The organism is Stenotrophomonas sp. CCNWLW57 (genome assembly GCF_037203925.1).
In the GTDB taxonomy this organism is placed as follows: Bacteria; Pseudomonadota; Gammaproteobacteria; order Xanthomonadales; family Xanthomonadaceae; genus Stenotrophomonas; species Stenotrophomonas rhizophila_A.
The window spans coordinates 67,719-85,352 of sequence record NZ_JBBCBJ010000003.1; the positions used below are offsets into that span (position 1 = coordinate 67,719).

A 17,634-nucleotide genomic window follows, 5' to 3' on the forward strand; every position below is an offset into this window, starting at 1 on the left:
TACTCTCGCCCAGAGGCGGAAGTTGATCCCCGCCGGATAGGGGGGGGCGGGTCGACCGAGCTAAAGCGGCGGCTACGTCAGTTGGGGTATATTCTTCATAAATTAGGATTAAGTGATATCAGGCGCAGGTAGTTATGAGCGAAAAAGAACGAAAAGAGGCTGCCATTTCCTTGGTGAAGGACATGGAAGCTATCGCCGCCCGCATGCGCGAGCTGATTGTCGCCATGCCTCCGCATGATCTGCTCGGCTATATCTACGCCCAGCGCATGATGAAATCGATAGCAGACCAAAGCGTCACCCAGGAGCAAAATGGAACCGCGCGTCCGGATGATCTGATCAACGAAAATCAGTTTCTGCTGGAGTACGTGCACGCGGCTCTCGCGGCAGATGCTGCCCCTGCGGACGTGACATTCGATGAAGCCAAGTGCGCAGAGCTGTTTGAGCTTAGCCGAAAACTGCGGGAGCAGGCCATGTTTTTCGCCATGGTCTCTTCCGCCGATACCAAAGATGGTGTCTTCGGCCCTAATACGGCCGACATAGAATTCCGTGTGAAATCCACTTGGGTCATGCTGCGCGGGAATCGCTACCAAGTCTTGGAGGGCGAGTTTTACAGCTACGTTCTGGCACCACACAATGACGTCCTGCAAGAAACGTACGGCGTCGATGCCACCGATATCGCGGAAGGCTTCCAAGCGATGGCTGACGCAACGCGCTCCGGGCAAGCCGATGCAGTAATGGAGATGATGGCGCAATTTGAGGCGGCTCAAGCTTTCGCTATGGCACAAAACAAGCCTCTGGAGGACGTTATGGAGGCATGGGTGGCGCAAAATTCGGAACAATCAAAAGCCGCCGGCCGGGCGATGGATGACATGTTCCGGGGCGGCATCGCCAACGTGAGCCGTCACACCAAACTGCCGCCGACGCTATTGATGGACTTGGCATACCAGCGCGGAGAGGAAATCGAATTCTTTGCGGCGGGCGATTTTGCGGGAACACCCTACCGGACACTACCTGCCCGGAAGAAACCCCTAATCCAGCTTGGATCGGACTACTACGCCATCGACCCGTGCTTCACCCGCGATGCGGGATATCGTGCGCTTCTTTTCAATCTCCTTCAGCGAAGGCCGGACTACAAGAAGACTTTTGAAGAGCGGCAAAAAACAATGAGCGAAGCTGCCTTCGCCGAAATTCTTGCTGCCCAGCTTCCCGGCGCCACAGTGTTCCAGGAGGTCTATTACAAGGATCCTGCAAGCAAACAGTGGTCCGAGAACGATACCCTCATCCTAGTTGATGACGTTCTTTTCCTCGTTGAAGCCAAGGCCGGCGCGGCCGCCACCATCGCATCGCCGGCGCTTGATTTCTCCCGCCATGCCCAGTCTGTACAGGACTTGGTGCTCAAGGCATACAAGCAATGCGAGCGCTTCTTTAACTATCTGGATTCGGCGGATGAAGTGCCCCTCTACCATCTGGTGGACGGTAGATACGAAGAGTGTGGCCGTGTTCGCTACGCCGACTACCGCGTGATGGTGCCAATCGGCCTGACAGTAGAGTCGTTCTCGCCGTTTTCTACATACTGCAAGGAACTACCGCAGGTTGAGCCGCTGCTTGGAAAGCATGCGTTCGTTTCACTGTCCATCGACGAACTGTTTGTTCTCGAACGTTTCCTTCCCTCGGCTGGCCAGTTTGCCCACTACATGGAAGTACGGCAGGCAGTGGCGGGGATGCGGCGCGCCCACCTATTCGATGAGTTCGATCACTTGGGCGCGTACTTGAAGAAGAACCGTTTTGATCAGGACATTGCCGATCAGTTGAAAGGTGACAAGGTGGACATGCTCGTGTGGGAAGGCATGAGCGATATCATCGACAGAAGCTTCGAAGGTGAGGTCTGGGGAAGCGGGTCATTTCCAACGCAGCACTTCCCACAGGAGGTGCTGAAGTTGCTTGGGGCGCTCGACGCCACCCGAGCAAGAGGATGGCTTTCTGCAGAGAGCCATATTCGTGATCTTGGAGAGGAAGGCCGTAATGATCTGGCCAAGATGCTGTCCGATCTTCGTCAGACCCTGAACAAACACCCCGCTCGCTACTTTGTTCTATCCGGGGAGGGCAAGCCGCTCTTCGTTTGGCTTCAACAACACGGCCACCAAGTCGACTGGGCGAGGGTGAACGACAAGGCCAGCGCGTCTGCGTTGGCCATCAACGCTTCCAACGTCATCGGTGTCGTGGCAGAGGTCAGTGCTGATGGAACCTATCAACGGGCGCAGTACTTTGCGGTCCACATACCGTCGATGCGAACGGAGGAAAACGACCACATTTACGAGGACGCCGCGCAAATGGATCACCCCAAGCGGGTGGTGAATCTTAAACAGTCAAAGATGGCCATCCCTCCCTTTAAGGCCAAAAAGCCGGGGCGGAATGAACCGTGTCCGTGCGGCAGTGGAGCAAAACTTAAAAGGTGTCATGGCCGCTAAGGGCGCACCAAGACTGTTGATCGAGACCAATTCAGAATTTCATACTATTTAAATGACCTTTAGCGTCAGCAGTCGACGGATTGGCTGAAGTTCGAAGTTTGGGAAATTGAAGAGCAGGCTTGGGACGGAAGTCGCCCTCCCCTACCCCCGATAAACATCCCCTATCGCTGGTTCGCGCCTCATTCTGGCCTGAGCGCCGCCTCCAGCAAGTTGACGTAAGTATCCAGTCGGGTCCGGACAGCCATCAACACCCAGCCAAGCGCATACATCAATACCATCGCAAAGATCAGCAACCCACCCACTAGATTCACATCGAACGCCCCCGCCCAGTCACCCCATTCCCAATTGCGAAACTGAAGGTACAGGGCAATCAGAACCGGGAACGGCCCCAGCTTCTGCAAACCTCCGTACATCAGACCCATCCGTTCTGTCATGCCCTGGCGAAGGGCGGTCACGAAGCGCAGTCGCTCCTCTCGCTGGTTGCGGGGGAACTCCCGGAGCGACTCGATCAAGGTACGCCAGTGGTCGAACTCGCCGTCCATCTCCTCAGCATGAGACAGTCGAGGTTTGGCGTACTGCCGCCACTCTCGCTTGGCAGTGAGTAGTCCGCCGACGAGAAATCCTCCAATTTCGATGAGCAGGCAAATCGACGTGATTACGGCAGCCTGTACCGGAGCAAGGACTGAGGGAGACGCGGCCGCAGCCAGCAACCCGACGCCGGCGGCCAACAAGCCTAGACGGAACGACCACTTCTCAACCCGGGAGGGCTTGGGGTAGATGCTTTGATTGGCCCACATCTGAACCTGCTGATAGAGCCAGGAATACGTCAGCTCGCTTGTTTGGGCAGGTATCCCCTCATCAACGCCACCCCGCACCTGCATATCCATTGCAGTCACCCCGATTCTTTTGGAGAGCCGCCCGCTTCATGTTGACGGCTGAGCCTTCGGCCGATCATACCGTGCCACGGCTCTATGACGAGATCCCGGGGCGACGGTGTCGCCGCCTCCCTGGTCCTCACCCCTACCCTTTATCGCGGTGAACAACGTCTCCGGATACGTTGCGACGTACGCGCACCCAATAGATCCCGGTCGGGACTTGGCGCTACGCGGTCGCGATAGGCATTGAAGGGATCGAGGAGGCACTGGTGATGTCCCTGGGAAGCATAGCGAAAACGTCGTCAGTTCCCTAGAACTCCGCTTCCTTGCTGGCAGGCTGCAGCACTTGCTGCCCCTGATCATTGCCGATGCTGAGGAACCCGATCCCGCCCGACAGCCCTTGTGTTCGCATGGGCTGGGATTGCACGACCGAAGAATAATCCGCAAAGAAATCAGGCTTGCGCCATTGCGCGGAAATCGATTCGCGGCTGCCGCCCAGATCGTTGTTCCAGGTCACCGCTTTTTCCGCACTGGGTGAACCGAACTTGCGCTTGAGCAGCTCCATCACGCGCGGCTGCGCCTCGAACCCGGTGGTGTTGAAGCGCAGGGCGATCACACGCCCGTTGCGCAGTAGAACCAGGCCGCCCGCACCTTCCAGAGAAAAAGCGTCACCTGCGCCCGCGCCGATCGCCATGCCGATGGGCGCAACCCACGCCGGGAACTCATCCGTGGCGAAGACCAGGTAACCGTATTCGCCTGCCGCGAACTCGGTATTGCCCACAGCCATGTTTGTCGTGCCGGGCGCGACGCACAACCCTGTTGCCGGTGGGGTGGCCTTCGGCGGTTCCGGCGGCGGGGTCGTCAGCTTGTTGAACGCCCTGGCCCCTATCCCTTTGTTGCTTCTGGGGGCAGCTGGAGCAGGCACGGATATCTGGCAAAGGGGCAGCGCCAATGGTGCCCCTAATTTGATGCCGAATATGTCAGGTTCCGCCGCAGAGGCCGGGACGGTAGACGCCATGGACAGTAGAACGACAAGCGAACTGGCTGCTGCAGTGAAACGCATAGGGCAAATCCATCCTGGATCATGGTTGAGGGGGAGTATATCCCCTATGGGAGGCCTGATCCTCGCGACAAGCTCGGGATGGCCTCACCCCCAAGCTTCGAAGGGGAGAGCCCGGCTCTACGTTGCGGCGGGTGGCATCGCGCGCAGGATCGCCTCGACCCGGCGGTCCAACGCTTCGCGTTCGGCATCGGTTCCCACCCGTCTACGTGTGGCCTGCTCAAAAGTGCCCTCATAACACCAGCCCTGCAGCAGACACAGCCTGCTGGCAGGCGGGCTCTCTGGTTCGCATTCAAGGCCCATCCGGCATGCCGCGACCTGCCAGGCGCGCCCCGCGAGCTCGCCGTCCGCTAGAGCCGTGTAGGGCTCGGCAACTTGCATGCCGAAGAACTCACCCATGGCATCACCCAAGGCGAACATCGCCGCAGGATCGTTGGACGCCAGCACCTCTTCCAGCAGGGCAGTCGCTTGCACCTTACTCAGTGCTGGCTGTGGATTGAAGACGGTCTCCGTCACCCGTGCAGGCAGATCGCCGCCTTGTGCCGCCTGCGCATACAGTAGGCGCATGTCTTCCCATTTGATCGGTGCCCCGTCCTCCACGGCGGCGCACTCCTGCAGCGCGTGCTGCAGCAGGTACCCCAACACGGTCGCCTTTTCTTCGGTCTCCGCGCTCCGGATGCTGCGCTGGATCCGCTCCTTGTACTGTTCGACGTTTGGATTGATGTACATGCACCTGTCGTACGCCTGTGCCAGCAGACGCTGAGAGGCTGGGTCGCCCGCGTCAGCGCGCTGCTTCAGGGCCAGGAACCAGGCGCGCTGGGGGCTGGTCTTGGTGGAGTCAGGCCTTTGCGAGGAACCGGCTGTAATTGGCGGTGCGGGCTCGTGGGCCGATGTCTCCGCTTGTGCGGTATGAGCGGGGAATGAGGTGGGCTTCCATGTCAGCCACGCAGCCAAGGCCAAGGATGTTGCCGCCAGTGCCAGGAAAGTGCGCTTTGCTGCCATGAACCCTGATTCGTCCGTCGATCGTCGCTCATCTTAGCGTTTCACACGGAACGCCATTACGGCAGCCGGGGCGTCGCTGCCGACGCCCCGCTTGTTGGTGCTTATACTTGGCCCATGCCTCCATCCACGCACAACTCCACGCCCGTTATGAAGCTCGACTCGTCGCTGAGAAGGAACAACGTCGCAGAGGCGACTTCGGCGGGCCTTGCCATTCGACCGAGAAGAATCGGGGCGACGATTGATCTACGCATCTCATCAGGGACTCGCTCCATCATCTCGGTATCTGTAGGCCCTGGAGCCACCACGTTGATGCGGATGCCGCGGGGCGCCAGTTCTGCCGCCCAGGTGCGTGCATACGAGCGAAGGGCAGCCTTCGTTGCGGCGTAGGTTCCGTAGTTGGGGATGCCGAGCGAGCTTGCTACCGACCCCATCAGCACCACGGCTGCACCTTCTTGAAGCAAGCCAAGGGCCTTCTGAAGGCCAAAGATCTGGGCGCGCACGTTCACCGAGAAGTGTCGGTCAAAGTGTTCCTCGGTCACTTCGCCAAGTGATGCCGGCTCACTCAGGCCAGCATTTAGTACCAAGGCGTCGAGGCGAGTGAACTGGCTGCCAACCTCTCTCATTACCCGATCGATGTCTTCACGGACGCTTGCATCGGCGACGATGCCACGGCCACCTGGACCTATCGCTGCGACGCCCTCCTCCACCTGTTTGCGGTCACGCCCGGTGATGAACACCGTTGCGCCTTCCGCAGCGATCCGAGCAGCCACGGCCAAGCCAATGCCCCTTGCACCGCCAACGACCAGGGCAACTTTTCCATCCATCTTCTTCATTCGTGAGCACCTGTAAAAACCAAGAGTGCTGCTAAGATATACGCTGGATATCAAGTATCAAGAACGCACCATGGCTAGCCTAGATATACCCGGTGATACCTGTTCGGCTGAGAGCTCTGCGAAAGTCCTCTCTGACATGGCGCAGGTTCGACCGATGCTGGAGAAGATCGCGGACAAATGGACGATCATGATTCTTACCGTGATCTGCCCGAAACCGTCCCGCTTCAACGAGATCAAGCGCCGATTGGACGGAATTACACACAAGTCTCTTGCCGACGCGCTTAAGCGCCTCGAGCGACATGGCCTGGTAACGCGGACCGTACTGCCAACCGCACCAATTGGCGTCGAGTATGCGATCACCCCTCTGGGCCACTCTCTGAAGCAGCCCTTTGAAGCGCTGTGTAGCTGGGCCTTGAAGAACGGCAGTGAGCTTGAAGCCGCATGCACACGATACGACCAAGGCAAGCATTGAACCTGCGTAAGCCTGCGGCTCCCATTGGCGTGTTGGGCGTGAACGCATTCGGGTCGGTAGCAACCTCGCTTAGTGCGCGCTCGCTGCATCAACGAATGCAGAGAGATCTCGGTTGAAGCGTGTGGGCTCCTCGAAGAAGGGCGAATGGCCTGACCTTGCATACAGTTCAACAGCGGCCCTCGGATAAAGTTCCTTCGCCCGTGCTGCGGATGCGCTTGGCTGAACAAGCGCATCCTGCTCACCGTAGATCAGCAGTAGCGGCTTATGCATCGAACCAAGTCCTTTGGCAGCATCGATCGACATGCCGTGGACGGCGCTCTGCATCTCGCTTGATGCCATGGCCGCAGCGGCGATCGTGCGCTGGAACGTTGCGTCGTCAGGCGCTGTACTGAAACACAGCGCGACGAATTCCTTCTCGCCTTCAAGATGCAGTCGCAGGTCCGATGACGCCATGCCGCTGTAAACGGTGGGATGAGCGACGAGTTGTTCCGGCTTGAGTTCGATCACCCCGCCTACATACACCGCGCCCGCAATCTGTCCGTCCCCAAACGCAGCCAGATAGTTGGTGATGACAGCAGCCCCGAGGGACCACCCTACCAGCACAGGCTCGTGTGCTTCGGACTCCTTGATGACGGCCGCGAGGTCATCTGCCCAGTGACGGCCATCACGGTAAGCGTCCAGCTCCACTGGCTTGTCGGACAGGCCGTGTCCGCGCAGATCAAAGGTAATCAACCGAAAGCGCTGCAACTCAGGACTATTAACCTGCTTGTCCCAGCTGAGGTGACTACCCAGCAACCCGTGCACAAAGATGATGGGCTGCCCCTGAGGATTCCCCGCCTCTTGAACAGCGATTTTGACTCCGTCCAGTGACTCAACTGTGTAAACCCGGCTTGTGCCGTGCGCAAGCAGTGGTGCCAGCAACAGGATGATGCAATAGAGCCAGGTGTATCGAATGGGTGATGCTTTGGGAAGGGCCATGGATGACAAACCTCATTGAGCGGAACTCAGAGGCTAAACGCTGACACTAGTGTTAGAGTCAAGTAGACGTCCCCAGGATTTCGCGATGTCCAAGCAACCCAGCAATGACCTGATGAAGATTGGTGAGCTAGCCGAGGCTAGCGGCGTCAGCGTGCGTTCGATCCGACACTACGATCAGCATGGAATGTTGGCATCTTCCCGATCAGGAAATGGCTACCGCGCGTTTCAACCGGTGTCGGTCAACCAAGTGAAGCAAATACAGCGCCTTATTGCGGCAGGCTTCAGTTTGGAGGAAATCCGTAGCTTCCCGGAATGCATGCTGTTGATCGAAGGTGCCCTGGCGTGTCCAGAGACCAGCGAGATGCAGCGCAAGAGGCTGGCGATTCTAGATAAGCAGATCGAGATGCTGGACAAGCAGAGGTCTCGCTTGCGTGCCATGCTCGTAGCTTCTACGTAATTGTCCTGCTCTCCGTCCCATCTCGTCAGGTGGGCCCAGTTCTCCCAACTGGTGTCATTGGCTGTTGCCAGGTGGAATGACGCACTAGCATTTGGTTTTCCAGGTCGTTAAGACCGACTTGTACCGGTCCGGTTCCCTGTGCCAACGCATTTCCTTGTCCGCCTCCCGGACGATGCGCGGTTCGCCTGCCGGGCGAATGTCGGTCAACAGATTCGCGCGCCTGCCTGCCCAACCCGGTTGCAGGGGTACGACGCGCCACGCTTCCCCGCCAACCGAGATGTACTGCACGTATGGCGAGGTTGGGCGGCCCATGTCGTACCAAGTGCTGCACCACATGTAAGTGGCTACGACCGACCACGTCGATGAAGCCGGGTCGTAGTCAATGACGACCGGGATCAGGAACGATCGCCACACAGGAGGCTTGGCAGCGCCGTCCACCTGCGCGATCCGCAGTGTGGTCTCCTTTGGCTTCCAGCCGGTTGCACGCATTGCGATATCCCGAGTGATAGTGCCCTTCGCCGTGCGCTTCACCACGATCAGCCGGCCGTCGGACAGCCGCACTTCCTCTTTCCACGACTCACTCATGCGACTGCAGCCGACCATTGTCAGCACCAGCGTGCATAGCAGGATCAGGCGCAAAACGTGGACCCAGCCGGCCAGCAGACACACTGCCGCGAAGATCAGATACTCCTTCATGGCGCTCATCCTGCTAACGGGGACGCTCAGGATTGCTCTTGGTTGCCTTGGATTCGCCGTGGTCGCGAAAGCCTGGCGCCCGGTCAGGCATCTTTACGTCTTCAGCGCCCCGATAGGCCAATGCTACAAATGCCAGGCCCGTGGTTGCAGATACGGCCAACGGTATCATGTAGATACTCGAGTCGGGCCAGTCGCTGAACCATATGTACAGCCCAGGTAGCATGGAGATTGCGAACGCTGTCGCCGGCCCGGCGAGGCGGACTTTCAGGGCCACCCAGAGTGCAGGAAGTCCATACACCAGAAGCAGCGGCACCATGACTATGTAACCGAGTAATGAGAATTGCAAAGCACTGGCGATGAGCGCCAATGTCCGCGAAAGTGAGGCGTACTCGAACAGGTCGATCAGGACGATTGGAAGTGACCCCATGAGATATCCGGCGGGGACACCAACCAATGCCGCGACGAACAGGTTGCGATAAGGGCGATTCGGCGGACGGGATAACAGGTTCATCGGGCTTCCATGCGTCGATTGGGCGGATCCCCGCGGTCGACTATAGCCATCTGTGCCGGGGTCGGCCAGCGGTGGGGTTGTATCCCGATCAACCGCCGGGCTGGTGATCATTTCTTTGGGGCATGACCTTGAACGCAAGCAGCGAGTTTCTATAGTTGATTCATGCAACGTCCCCTATGGGCCGGGTTCGGGCCACTGCAGGCACGTGCCCGGTTCCATGATCTGCAAAGCGACATCCCGCTTGCTTGCGCCCTTGCGGGTCCGGGGCGACGCTGCCGCCGCCCCGCCTCGACGCTCATCTATCCAACCGGCCCCAGCTTCCAACTGCCCCCGGTCTTCTCAAACCGGACCATCGCCTTGGACAGCGCTTCTGGCGACGGGTCTTTGGCCAGGACAAACAGCTCACGCCCAATGCCCAGGTACATCCGCGTTCCGGGCTCGACGCCCAGTCCACGCATCCACAGCCCCCGCGCCTTCAGACACGGAATGGTTGGACAGCCAGGATACGTCTCGAGCCCGTCGTGATGAAGCGCGTTGATCATTACGCTCTTCGGCGCGCGCCAGAAGCCTCTGAGAAGGGCGCGTTGTTCGGGGGTCAAGTTCGTCCAGTCGTCGTGCATGATGGTTCTCCTCTGTGTTCTCCCTCGCCGGAATGGCGAGGGAGTCGGGAGGTTCAGAACCGCGGTAACTGTTACGGTGCGACGTATTTCCGCGAGGGTGTTGTATTTCGCCACCCTCCCGACACAGGTCAACCAACATGCAATCAGTCACCGGGTTCTGACACCCAAGGCACACCATGCGACAGACTTGAGAGTACTGGAACTCGACGTCGTCCGGTCGCGGTTAACGGCATCAATGGAACCGCGAAACGGCATGTGGCGGGCAAATCATTTCGTGCGATTCCGTGTGGCGGCGCGCATTTACGAAGGCACCAGGTCGCACTTCGGTGGCTACTTGCGCTAGCAAGAAAGTTCACCGAACGACCCCCAACACTGTCGCTCCCAACCCAGACCGCGCACCCACAGCAAGATCCAGCAAATGCCCTCCCCCGCCCTGCGCTACGCTGCCACCCAGTCACTGGCACGGAGCAGGCGTCATGGGAGCGGCACGCAAGGCCTTGTGGTATATCGAGAGCCACTTTGCCGAGAATCCGTCGCTGGCCCAGATCGCCGAGGCGGTTGAGCTCTCGCCGTTCCATCTCTCACGCCTGTTCCAGGTCAGCACCGGCACCTCGATGGCGCGTTACCTTCGTGCGCGCCGCCTGACCGAGGCGGCTCGCACCTTGGCTGCAGGCAACGTGCCCATACTGGATGTCGCCCTGGCCGCCGGCTATGCCTCGCATGCCGCCTTCACCCACGCCTTTACGGAGCAGTTCAAGCAGGCACCGGAGCAGGTGCGCCGGAAAGGCCTGCACGGACTGGCGCTGGTTGAGGCCATCAAGCTCGACGCCCCACCCCTGCCCTGCGAGGTGGAGCCGGTACGCCGGCGGCTGGGCCCGCTGCGTGTGGCCGGCATCCGCGCCCGTCATACGGCCGCTACCGTGGCATCCATACCGTCGCAGTGGCAGCAGTTGGCGCTGACCCGGGAGCTTGGCAAGGACATCGCCTTTGGCGTCTGTTGCAACCGCGATGGCGAGGGTGCCTTCGACTACATTGCCGGGATGGAGATCGGTGCGAGCGCCGCCGTGCCGTCGGCCTGGCATGCTGTTTCCATCCCGGCGGGGGACTATCTGGTGGCGTGGCATGCGGGGCACATCTCTACGATCCGCTCCACCTGGTTCTGGCTGTTGAACGACCACCTGCCCCGCTCCGGCCTGACGCTGGCAGACGCACCTGATTTCGAACGCTATGACGCCCGCTTCGACGACCGCACCGGACACGGTGGCGTTGAGATCTGGCTGCCGCTGTCCAACCCGAGTTGACCCAAGGAGATTCTTCCGTGCGAGTACTGCCACACGCCTTCGTCCTGTTGTCTTGTCTGTTCGCGCCAGTGGCATGGTCGGCTCAGCCCTCCCCTGCTGTTGGGGAAACCCATGGCCTGGCGCACACAGCCAGCGCAGCGGTGCGCGATGCCGGCCACAGTGACCGCGTGCGCTATACGGTGTGGTACCCGGCACAGCCGGGTGCGAAGGAGCAGCCACTCACGATAGGGCCGCCGGGCGCGCCGCTGTTCGAGGAGGGCTCTTCTGCCGTGGATGCCCCGGCTGCGCCGGGCCGCTGGCCGCTACTGCTGGTGTCGCATGGCAACGGCGGCAGTGCCCGCATGATGGGCTGGTTCGGTACTGCCCTGGCGCGCGCGGGATATGTGGTGGTGGCGGTGGACCATCCTGGCAACAACGGCGTGGACCCGATGACGGACGCGGCCAGCATTCTGATGTGGAACCGGGCGGACGATCTCGCCGCCGCGCTGGCGGCGGTGCAGGCCGATCCTGTGGTGGCTCCGCATGTGGATGCGGACCGGTTGGGGCTGGTGGGATATTCCGCCGGTGGGTTCACGGCGCTGGTGGCTGCCGGTGCGCGTCCGGACATGGGCAGGTTGGTCGCCTTCTGCAAGGAGTCGCCGAAGGATGGGGTCTGCGTGCCGCAGGCCGAGAATCCGGAGATGAGTTTTGAGCGGCGGTTGGCGGCGGTCGCTACGCCGGAGCTGGCGCCGTGGGTCGCCAAGTCAGCGGAGGATCGCAGGATTCCCAACGTTCGCGCGGTATTCCTGATGGCGCCGGCGATTGTCCAGGCGTTCGAGCCGGGTGAGCTGGGGCGCTTGGAGATGCCGGTTTCGGTGGTTGTGGGTGAGGCCGATGGCATCGCCTCGCCCGCTACCAACAGCAAGGTCATTGCTGATGCGAATGGCGAGGCGCGCCTGCAGGTGTTGCCTTCGGTGGGCCACTACGACTTCCTGGCCGATTGCACGGCGCTGGGCCGTGAGCGGGTGGGCAAGCTGTGCGAGGTGGGAGCTGACAAGGGCTCTACGCATCAGGCGGCTATCCGGCAGGCCAAGGAGCTGTTCGATTCCGCGCTTCGGTAGGCGCAGAAATGCCGGGCTTCGTTCGGGGTCATGCGTCAACGGGTGTTGATGGGTTCCGGGCGGTCGTCTGGCGACCGACCCTACCCGGCCGCGCTGCGTGTTCGTTATATGTAACAATTGCGATTACATATTAAGCGACCACTCGGGCTGAGTATCCATGTCGACGTTCAAGGACCCCTCCGCAGTCAGCAGCTATCAGCAGACGGCCCAGGCCAAGGTGCCTGGCATGGCGGCACTCCACCGCATGACTCACATCCTGCTGGCGGAATCCGTTCCGCCCACGGGCGAGGTGCTGGTACTGGGTGCCGGCGGCGGGTTGGAGCTCGATGCCTTTGCCAAGGCGCAGCCAGGCTGGCGATTTGTCGGTGTAGACCCCTCACTTCCGATGCTCGAGCTTGCGCGGGAGACCCTGGGGGCGAACACCTCGCGTGTTGTGCTGGTGGAGGGCCTCATCGAGGATGCGCCGATGCGGGAGTTCGACGGCGCCGCTTGCCTCCTGACGCTTCACTTCCTTGACCCTGATACGCGGCTGCAGACCCTGCGTGGGTTGTTGCAGCGCCTTCGGCCTGGCGGTGTGCTCGTGATAGCCCACCACAGCTATGCACCTGAAGCCCGCCTGCGCTGGTTACGTCGCTCAGCCGCGTTCGCGTCGATAGACGGTGTTCTGGACGAGCGCGACGAAGCGTCGGTTGCGGTCATGGCGGACAAGCTCCCGGCCATCTCCGAAGAGGATGAGGCTGCGCTGCTGGAGGCGGCCGGGTTCACGGAGGTGGAGCTGTTCTACGCTGCGCTCAGTTTCCGGGGCTGGGTGGCGCGCCGGCCTTTGTTCATCGGCCCAGGCGAGGCAGACAAGGTCCAGGGTTGACACGCTGCCAATGTGCGGCGATTACTCTGTACAGGAGAATCGCCATGCCCACTGCTGCCATTCGTCTCGCCCTGCGCCTGAGCCTTTCGGACAAGGCGCTTGTTACCCACGCCGCAAACGTGCAAGGCGTACCTGTGTCTGTGTTCATGCGCAATGCTGTGCTGCGTGAGGCCGAACGCGTCATCGCTGCCCCACAGGTCGTGCCAAACGGAAGTACGCGGCGCTAGGGAGCAGAGAATCTCAATATTCCGCAGTCAACGAACGGCGTGCCGAGCCAGTGGCCGTCGTTTCCCCGGCTCACCCAACCACCACAATCCGGATCACCGCGACGGTCCTGTCGATCGCTTCTCGATCAATCTGCCAATGGGTCACCAATCGCATCTTTCCGCCGTAGGTGCCGTTGGCTCGTATGCCTGCTGCTTCAAAGGCCCGCATCAGGCGAGGCACGTCTACCCCATCGGGCAGCGCGAACCACACCATGTTGATGTGGACGTCTTCCGTATCAACCTCGATGCCCGGCACTTCGGCCAACTGCTGGGCCAAGTACCTTGCGTTGTCGTGATCCACATCCAGCCGCTGCGTCATTTCGGTGAGCGCGAGAATGCCCGGCGTGGATATCCCCCCCACCGACGCATTGTCCGAATGAATGTACGCCTTGGCTAGAAAGCGAACGTTAGGACCGGACCAGCCGCATAGGTAGTCATGTCCGCTTCCGGCCAGATGCGGACGTGGACCTGCTAGCTGTCGGACGGCGGCTTAGCCGCCCCATGAGGCTCTCGAAGCCCCGCTCGGATTCCTCCGCGGCCCGCTTTTGGCCGATTCTGGCCAACCAAGATCCATGGTCCCAACTCAGCCCCAGCAATCTCCGCCGGAGGGGGATAATGCGGGCGCCACCGCACAGAATCCTGTCAAGCTTGACCGAGGAGTAATCGGCGAGATCCATAGGGCGGAATTCAACGCGAATGGCGCAGATCCAGGCGTTTTTCGGTGGATTCAAGGTCGACGCAATGGAAAAAGCCATAAACAACATTGGCGGGACTACGCGAGCATTTTATGATTACTGCCCAAGCCCGAGCTGCAAAAGCTAGATTCTGCTTTCTTATCGCCGTACTTCCGCTTGCGGGCTGTGCTCCCGCGGTTGATTCCGTGTACAGGATCAATGGCGCGGCTACAGATTTTTGCGTCCCAGGAGACGTTGACGCAACGCCTGCCCGACCCAACCAAGGAAGGGTTGTCCAAGGAGGATTTGCCTTAGATGGTTGCTGGAACGGTGAACGGGAGAACTGCGTCGGTAAGGAAAATGTGCTTTCGCTTTCCGTTAGCGATAAGGCGTCCTCTCCCGGCAGGCGATTCGGAGACCTTCCGGCTGATGCGCATCTAAAGATGGCGGCGATTCAGGGACGGGGGATGGCGACCCATTTGGGTAGTAAAATTATCGCAATTCCGGACAGTGTGGATGCCAACAAGCTGTTCCTATGGAACGTCAGCAATGCGAATCAAACAACCATGATGGACGACGACACGCTGGAAGTCACGTGCACGAAGAGCCCCGAAGTTGGTGGATACATATGTAATCGCACGCAGGCTGCAGAGGACTATTTGTTAGCGTACTCGTTCGTTTCTCAGCAGTTGCCGACCACGTTCAAGGCGTTGGACAACTCGGTGCAAGGACAGATTGAGGAGTTACGGTGCCCTAGAACGCGATAGCTTAGGCGGCGCCACAATGCAGAGCCGTCGTACGGCCGCCCTGCCGTCTTCTCCATAATTACTTAAGTGTTGTGGGCGCGTTGAAGGCCGGCGATCTGAGGCTACTAGCGGGCCTTCCGCAGTGCGCAATGCTGTCCGCATCTCGACCAGCGCTGCGTTTCCGCTGGAGGCGGCCACCTTGCCGCACCTGCCGCTGCCGCCGCCCCGCAGGGCTTGGTCTGCAAAGGACTGATATGCCGGAAATCTTACGTGCCAGCTTCAGAAAAGACGTCTGCTTTCGGCCAGAAGCGGACGTTCGACCTCGCAAGAAGAGCTGGATGTTAATGTGGCGCGGAATCAGCTAACTGGTAAAACGCAAGACCAGAGTAGCGACGCCGGAACTGAAGAACAGTAGCGTGAGAGGACGATGGTCGCGTCTCACGGGACCACAGATCCAGGCCCTTCGCACCAAACTTGACCCAACATTTCACGTGCGTTCTGCTGGCATACAGCCCAGTGGGCTTGTAGCAGCCAAGCACTACTGCATCTATTTGCTCAGGGTCGCCTAGCGGCCTATCGAACTCTAGAAAAAGCATCAACAGTGCGACTGCAAGGGCCAGTGCTACCCAGGTGGCCCACTGGAGCTGCGTCTTTGCACGTTTGGCTTTGGCAAGCCTACTGAGCATCTGTGCCTCGCGTGACCTTGGGTACGATCTGAGTCGATAGCGGACGTTAGCATTCGATCAAGCGTGGTGGTGGAGGTTCGTGAGCTTCTTTGTACGTCTTCGTTTTCAGGTCATGCGTTACCGGGTGTTGCAGGTTTGAGGGCGGTCGTCTTGCGACCGACCCTACCGGGTCCTTGCCAGTCCGTACCTGTGAGCCGATGGATCACCCAGCTACCACGCTCCGGATCACTGACACGGTTCTATCAATGGCTTCCCGGTCGATCTGCCAATGGGTCACCAGTCGCATCTTGCCGCCGTAGGCACCGTTGGCTCGTATGCCTGCTGCTTCAAAGGCCTGCATCAGGCGAGGCATATCCACCCCATCGGGCAGCGCGAACCACACCATGTTGATGTGGACGTCTTCCATGTCGACCTCGATGCCCGGCACTTCAGCCAGTTGCTGCGCCAGGTACGTTGCATTGTCGTGATCCACATCCAGCCGCTGCGTCATCTCGGTGAGCGCGAGAAGGCCCGGCGCGGCAATGACCCCCGCTTGCCGCCACCCTCCTCCCAGCAGCTTGCGGTTGTAACGGGCGCGCTTGATGAAGGCCGCAGGCCCCGCGAGGATCGAGCCGACGGGGGCGGCCAGGCCCTTGGAGAGGCAGCACATCACCGTGTCCACATGCTGGGTGATGGCCTTGACGTCGCACCCCAGGTAGGCGGCGGCATTGAACACGCGCGCACCGTCCAGGTGGATGGGAACGCTGTGCTTCCGGGCGATGGCGGCGGTGGCCTCCATCGTGGCCAGCGGGATCACGCGGCCGTTGCCGTGCGCGTTCTCCAGGCAGATCAGCCCGGTGCGGGGAATGTGGATGTCCTCCCCCACCCGGATACGTGACGCGATCTCGCTGGGCTCCAACAATCCCTGCCTGCTGGCAATCGTGCGCAGCTGCACGCCGCTGATCACTGCCGCAGCGCCGTTTTCGTGCCAGACCAGGTGCGAGTCATCGCCGGCAATCACTTCATCGCCACGGCGGCAATGGGTGAACACGGCCAGCTGGTTACCGAACACCCCCGTTGGCACGAACAGGGCATCTTCCTTGCCCAGCATGTCGGCGGCGAGGCGCTCGAGCTGGATGACGGTCGGGTCGTCCTGATAGACGTCATCCCCTACTTCGGCGGTGGCCATGGCCTGGCGCATGGCGGGGGTGGGTTGGGTGACGGTGTCGCTGCGCAGGTCAATCCACGGCATTCCGGAACTCGCTGAGGTGGAGGCGTGCGCCCATTCTAGAACGTGGTGAAAGCGCCGTGAGTGTCTGGCTGAACGTGTTTGCTTTCAAGGCGATCTGCAAAGCCAGGGACTGCATCCGAACGCCGCCTCGCTGCGTAGGTATAGAGGCACAACGTTGTGCGCCAAGATCAGAGGACCTACCCATGTACAACTCCATTCGGCGTCTCGCTATCGCTTCGTGCATCGCAGCAGTTTTGGCTACCGCCAGTGTGTCGGCTGCCACCAATCCGACAGTGGGCGGCGCGGCCATGTACCCCACCAAGACCATTGTCGAGAATGCGTCGGCTGCAAAGAATCTCACCACGCTGGTCGCGGCCGTCAAGGCGGCTGGGTTGGTCGATACCCTGTCCGGGAAGGGGCCGTTCACCGTCTTCGCGCCTACCAACGATGCCTTCGCGAAGCTGCCCAAAGGCACGGTTGATACGCTGCTGAAGCCGGAAAACAAGGCCAAGTTGACCCAGATCCTGACGTATCACGTGGTTCCTGGCACGCACACCGCGGCGCAGCTCACGGCGGCGGCGAAGAAAGGCGGTGAATCCAGCATGCTGACTACTGTCGAAGGCGAGAAGCTTACGGTCAAGCTTGCCGACGGCAAGGTGTGGGTCGTGGATGCCAAGGGCGGTAAGGCGGCTGTGACTACCGCTGATGTCGGGCAGTCCAACGGGGTGGTGCATGTGATTGATGGTGTGTTGATGCCCAAGTGACTGGGCGCGGGCGGGGGCGGTGTTGTTGGCTCCCTGCCCTTTTTATTGGG

Annotated in this window: 18 protein-coding genes; 8 read left to right on the top strand and 10 right to left on the bottom strand. The window is 60.4% G+C overall.

The features are described from left to right. Window positions 1-134: 134 nt before the first annotated feature. Entirely contained in the window at window positions 135-2,468 is a 2,334-nt protein-coding gene (locus tag V9K91_RS08240; protein ID WP_336442991.1) for an SEC-C domain-containing protein, read from the top strand. A gap of 179 nt (window positions 2,469-2,647) precedes the next feature. On the opposite strand, the gene V9K91_RS08245 is transcribed toward V9K91_RS08240, so the two are convergent. The 4 genes from V9K91_RS08245 to V9K91_RS08260 form a co-directional block, all read right to left on the bottom strand. After that, window positions 2,648-3,355, bottom strand: a complete 708-nt coding sequence (locus V9K91_RS08245) for a hypothetical protein (RefSeq protein WP_336442992.1) — start codon at window positions 3,353-3,355, stop codon at window positions 2,648-2,650. 298 nt (window positions 3,356-3,653) lie between these two features. Continuing rightward, window positions 3,654-4,406 carry a hypothetical protein gene (locus V9K91_RS08250; protein ID WP_337308180.1) on the bottom strand — a complete coding sequence of 251 codons (753 nt, stop codon included), beginning with the start codon at window positions 4,404-4,406 and terminating at the stop codon, window positions 3,654-3,656. A 117-nt stretch (window positions 4,407-4,523) separates the two neighbouring features. After that, window positions 4,524-5,405: a hypothetical protein gene (locus V9K91_RS08255; protein WP_336442994.1), complete on the bottom strand. Its 882-nt coding sequence runs from the start codon at window positions 5,403-5,405 to the stop codon at window positions 4,524-4,526. Between the two features lie 101 nt (window positions 5,406-5,506). Then, entirely contained in the window at window positions 5,507-6,238 is a 732-nt protein-coding gene (locus V9K91_RS08260; RefSeq protein WP_336442995.1) for an SDR family oxidoreductase, read from the bottom strand. Between the two features lie 154 nt (window positions 6,239-6,392). Here V9K91_RS08260 and V9K91_RS08265 point away from each other — a divergent pair, with 154 nt between their 5' ends. Further along, window positions 6,393-6,710, top strand: coding sequence for a helix-turn-helix domain-containing protein (locus V9K91_RS08265; protein WP_245357269.1), 318 nt, complete (start codon window positions 6,393-6,395; stop codon window positions 6,708-6,710). 69 nt (window positions 6,711-6,779) lie between these two features. Here the strand turns inward: V9K91_RS08265 and V9K91_RS08270 are convergent, their stop codons facing one another. Further along, a complete protein-coding gene (locus tag V9K91_RS08270; protein ID WP_336442996.1) occupies window positions 6,780-7,688 on the bottom strand; it encodes an alpha/beta hydrolase in 909 nt (302 codons plus the stop codon). Between the two features lie 85 nt (window positions 7,689-7,773). Between V9K91_RS08270 and V9K91_RS08275 the strand changes: the two genes are divergently transcribed. Further along, on the top strand, window positions 7,774-8,145 hold the full coding sequence (locus tag V9K91_RS08275) for a MerR family transcriptional regulator (RefSeq protein WP_336442997.1): 372 nt from the start codon (window positions 7,774-7,776) through the stop codon (window positions 8,143-8,145). 84 nt (window positions 8,146-8,229) lie between these two features. Here V9K91_RS08275 and V9K91_RS08280 read toward each other — a convergent pair whose 3' ends face one another. From V9K91_RS08280 to V9K91_RS08290, 3 genes are all read right to left on the bottom strand, one after another. Then, on the bottom strand, window positions 8,230-8,841 hold the full coding sequence (locus V9K91_RS08280) for a hypothetical protein (protein WP_336442998.1): 612 nt from the start codon (window positions 8,839-8,841) through the stop codon (window positions 8,230-8,232). 13 nt (window positions 8,842-8,854) lie between these two features. Continuing rightward, window positions 8,855-9,352 (bottom strand): hypothetical protein, encoded by a 498-nt coding sequence (locus V9K91_RS08285; protein WP_336442999.1) that lies wholly within the window; start codon window positions 9,350-9,352, stop codon window positions 8,855-8,857. Between the two features lie 299 nt (window positions 9,353-9,651). Beyond that, window positions 9,652-9,972 (bottom strand): hypothetical protein, encoded by a 321-nt coding sequence (locus V9K91_RS08290; protein ID WP_336443000.1) that lies wholly within the window; start codon window positions 9,970-9,972, stop codon window positions 9,652-9,654. A 476-nt stretch (window positions 9,973-10,448) separates the two neighbouring features. On the opposite strand from V9K91_RS08290, the gene V9K91_RS08295 reads away from it, so the two are divergent. The 4 genes from V9K91_RS08295 (at window position 10,449) to V9K91_RS08310 (ending at window position 13,465) form a co-directional block, all read left to right on the top strand. Next, window positions 10,449-11,273, top strand: coding sequence for an AraC family transcriptional regulator (locus V9K91_RS08295; RefSeq protein WP_336443001.1), 825 nt, complete (start codon window positions 10,449-10,451; stop codon window positions 11,271-11,273). A 68-nt stretch (window positions 11,274-11,341) separates the two neighbouring features. Further along, window positions 11,342-12,373 (top strand): alpha/beta fold hydrolase, encoded by a 1,032-nt coding sequence (locus V9K91_RS08300; protein ID WP_336443193.1) that lies wholly within the window; start codon window positions 11,342-11,344, stop codon window positions 12,371-12,373. 157 nt (window positions 12,374-12,530) lie between these two features. Beyond that, window positions 12,531-13,238 carry a class I SAM-dependent methyltransferase gene (locus tag V9K91_RS08305; RefSeq protein WP_249834299.1) on the top strand — a complete coding sequence of 236 codons (708 nt, stop codon included), beginning with the start codon at window positions 12,531-12,533 and terminating at the stop codon, window positions 13,236-13,238. 44 nt (window positions 13,239-13,282) lie between these two features. Continuing rightward, window positions 13,283-13,465, top strand: coding sequence for a DUF1778 domain-containing protein (locus V9K91_RS08310; RefSeq protein ID WP_249834300.1), 183 nt, complete (start codon window positions 13,283-13,285; stop codon window positions 13,463-13,465). Between the two features lie 70 nt (window positions 13,466-13,535). Here V9K91_RS08310 and V9K91_RS08315 read toward each other — a convergent pair whose 3' ends face one another. Beyond that, on the bottom strand, window positions 13,536-13,823 hold the full coding sequence (locus V9K91_RS08315) for a hypothetical protein (RefSeq protein WP_306988647.1): 288 nt from the start codon (window positions 13,821-13,823) through the stop codon (window positions 13,536-13,538). A gap of 1,989 nt (window positions 13,824-15,812) precedes the next feature. Further along, the gene (ltaE, locus tag V9K91_RS08320) at window positions 15,813-16,841 is read right to left on the bottom strand and encodes a low-specificity L-threonine aldolase (protein ID WP_336443003.1); all 1,029 of its coding nucleotides are present in this window, start codon (window positions 16,839-16,841) and stop codon (window positions 15,813-15,815) included. A 182-nt stretch (window positions 16,842-17,023) separates the two neighbouring features. Here ltaE and V9K91_RS08325 point away from each other — a divergent pair, with 182 nt between their 5' ends. After that, entirely contained in the window at window positions 17,024-17,584 is a 561-nt protein-coding gene (locus V9K91_RS08325) for a fasciclin domain-containing protein (protein WP_336443004.1), read from the top strand. Window positions 17,585-17,634 lie beyond the last annotated feature (50 nt).

What these genes read in the sequence shown, in the direction of transcription:
- V9K91_RS08255 (WP_336442994.1), bottom strand. Translation starts at nt 5,405, where the DNA reads ATGGCAGCAAAGCGCACTTTCCTGGCACTGGCGGCAACATCCTTGGCC.
- V9K91_RS08325 (WP_336443004.1), top strand. Translation starts at nt 17,024, where the DNA reads ATGTACAACTCCATTCGGCGTCTCGCTATCGCTTCGTGCATCGCAGCA.
- V9K91_RS08265 (WP_245357269.1), top strand. Translation starts at nt 6,393, where the DNA reads ATGCTGGAGAAGATCGCGGACAAATGGACGATCATGATTCTTACCGTG.
- V9K91_RS08310 (WP_249834300.1), top strand. Translation starts at nt 13,283, where the DNA reads ATGCCCACTGCTGCCATTCGTCTCGCCCTGCGCCTGAGCCTTTCGGAC.
- V9K91_RS08280 (WP_336442998.1), bottom strand. Translation starts at nt 8,841, where the DNA reads ATGAAGGAGTATCTGATCTTCGCGGCAGTGTGTCTGCTGGCCGGCTGG.
- V9K91_RS08295 (WP_336443001.1), top strand. Translation starts at nt 10,449, where the DNA reads ATGGGAGCGGCACGCAAGGCCTTGTGGTATATCGAGAGCCACTTTGCC.
- V9K91_RS08285 (WP_336442999.1), bottom strand. Translation starts at nt 9,352, where the DNA reads ATGAACCTGTTATCCCGTCCGCCGAATCGCCCTTATCGCAACCTGTTC.
- V9K91_RS08315 (WP_306988647.1), bottom strand. Translation starts at nt 13,823, where the DNA reads ATGACGCAGCGGCTGGATGTGGATCACGACAACGCAAGGTACTTGGCC.
- V9K91_RS08270 (WP_336442996.1), bottom strand. Translation starts at nt 7,688, where the DNA reads ATGGCCCTTCCCAAAGCATCACCCATTCGATACACCTGGCTCTATTGC.
- ltaE (WP_336443003.1), bottom strand. Translation starts at nt 16,841, where the DNA reads ATGCCGTGGATTGACCTGCGCAGCGACACCGTCACCCAACCCACCCCC.
- V9K91_RS08290 (WP_336443000.1), bottom strand. Translation starts at nt 9,972, where the DNA reads ATGCACGACGACTGGACGAACTTGACCCCCGAACAACGCGCCCTTCTC.
- V9K91_RS08305 (WP_249834299.1), top strand. Translation starts at nt 12,531, where the DNA reads ATGTCGACGTTCAAGGACCCCTCCGCAGTCAGCAGCTATCAGCAGACG.
- V9K91_RS08245 (WP_336442992.1), bottom strand. Translation starts at nt 3,355, where the DNA reads ATGGATATGCAGGTGCGGGGTGGCGTTGATGAGGGGATACCTGCCCAA.
- V9K91_RS08260 (WP_336442995.1), bottom strand. Translation starts at nt 6,238, where the DNA reads ATGAAGAAGATGGATGGAAAAGTTGCCCTGGTCGTTGGCGGTGCAAGG.
- V9K91_RS08240 (WP_336442991.1), top strand. Translation starts at nt 135, where the DNA reads ATGAGCGAAAAAGAACGAAAAGAGGCTGCCATTTCCTTGGTGAAGGAC.
- V9K91_RS08250 (WP_337308180.1), bottom strand. Translation starts at nt 4,406, where the DNA reads ATGCGTTTCACTGCAGCAGCCAGTTCGCTTGTCGTTCTACTGTCCATG.
- V9K91_RS08275 (WP_336442997.1), top strand. Translation starts at nt 7,774, where the DNA reads ATGTCCAAGCAACCCAGCAATGACCTGATGAAGATTGGTGAGCTAGCC.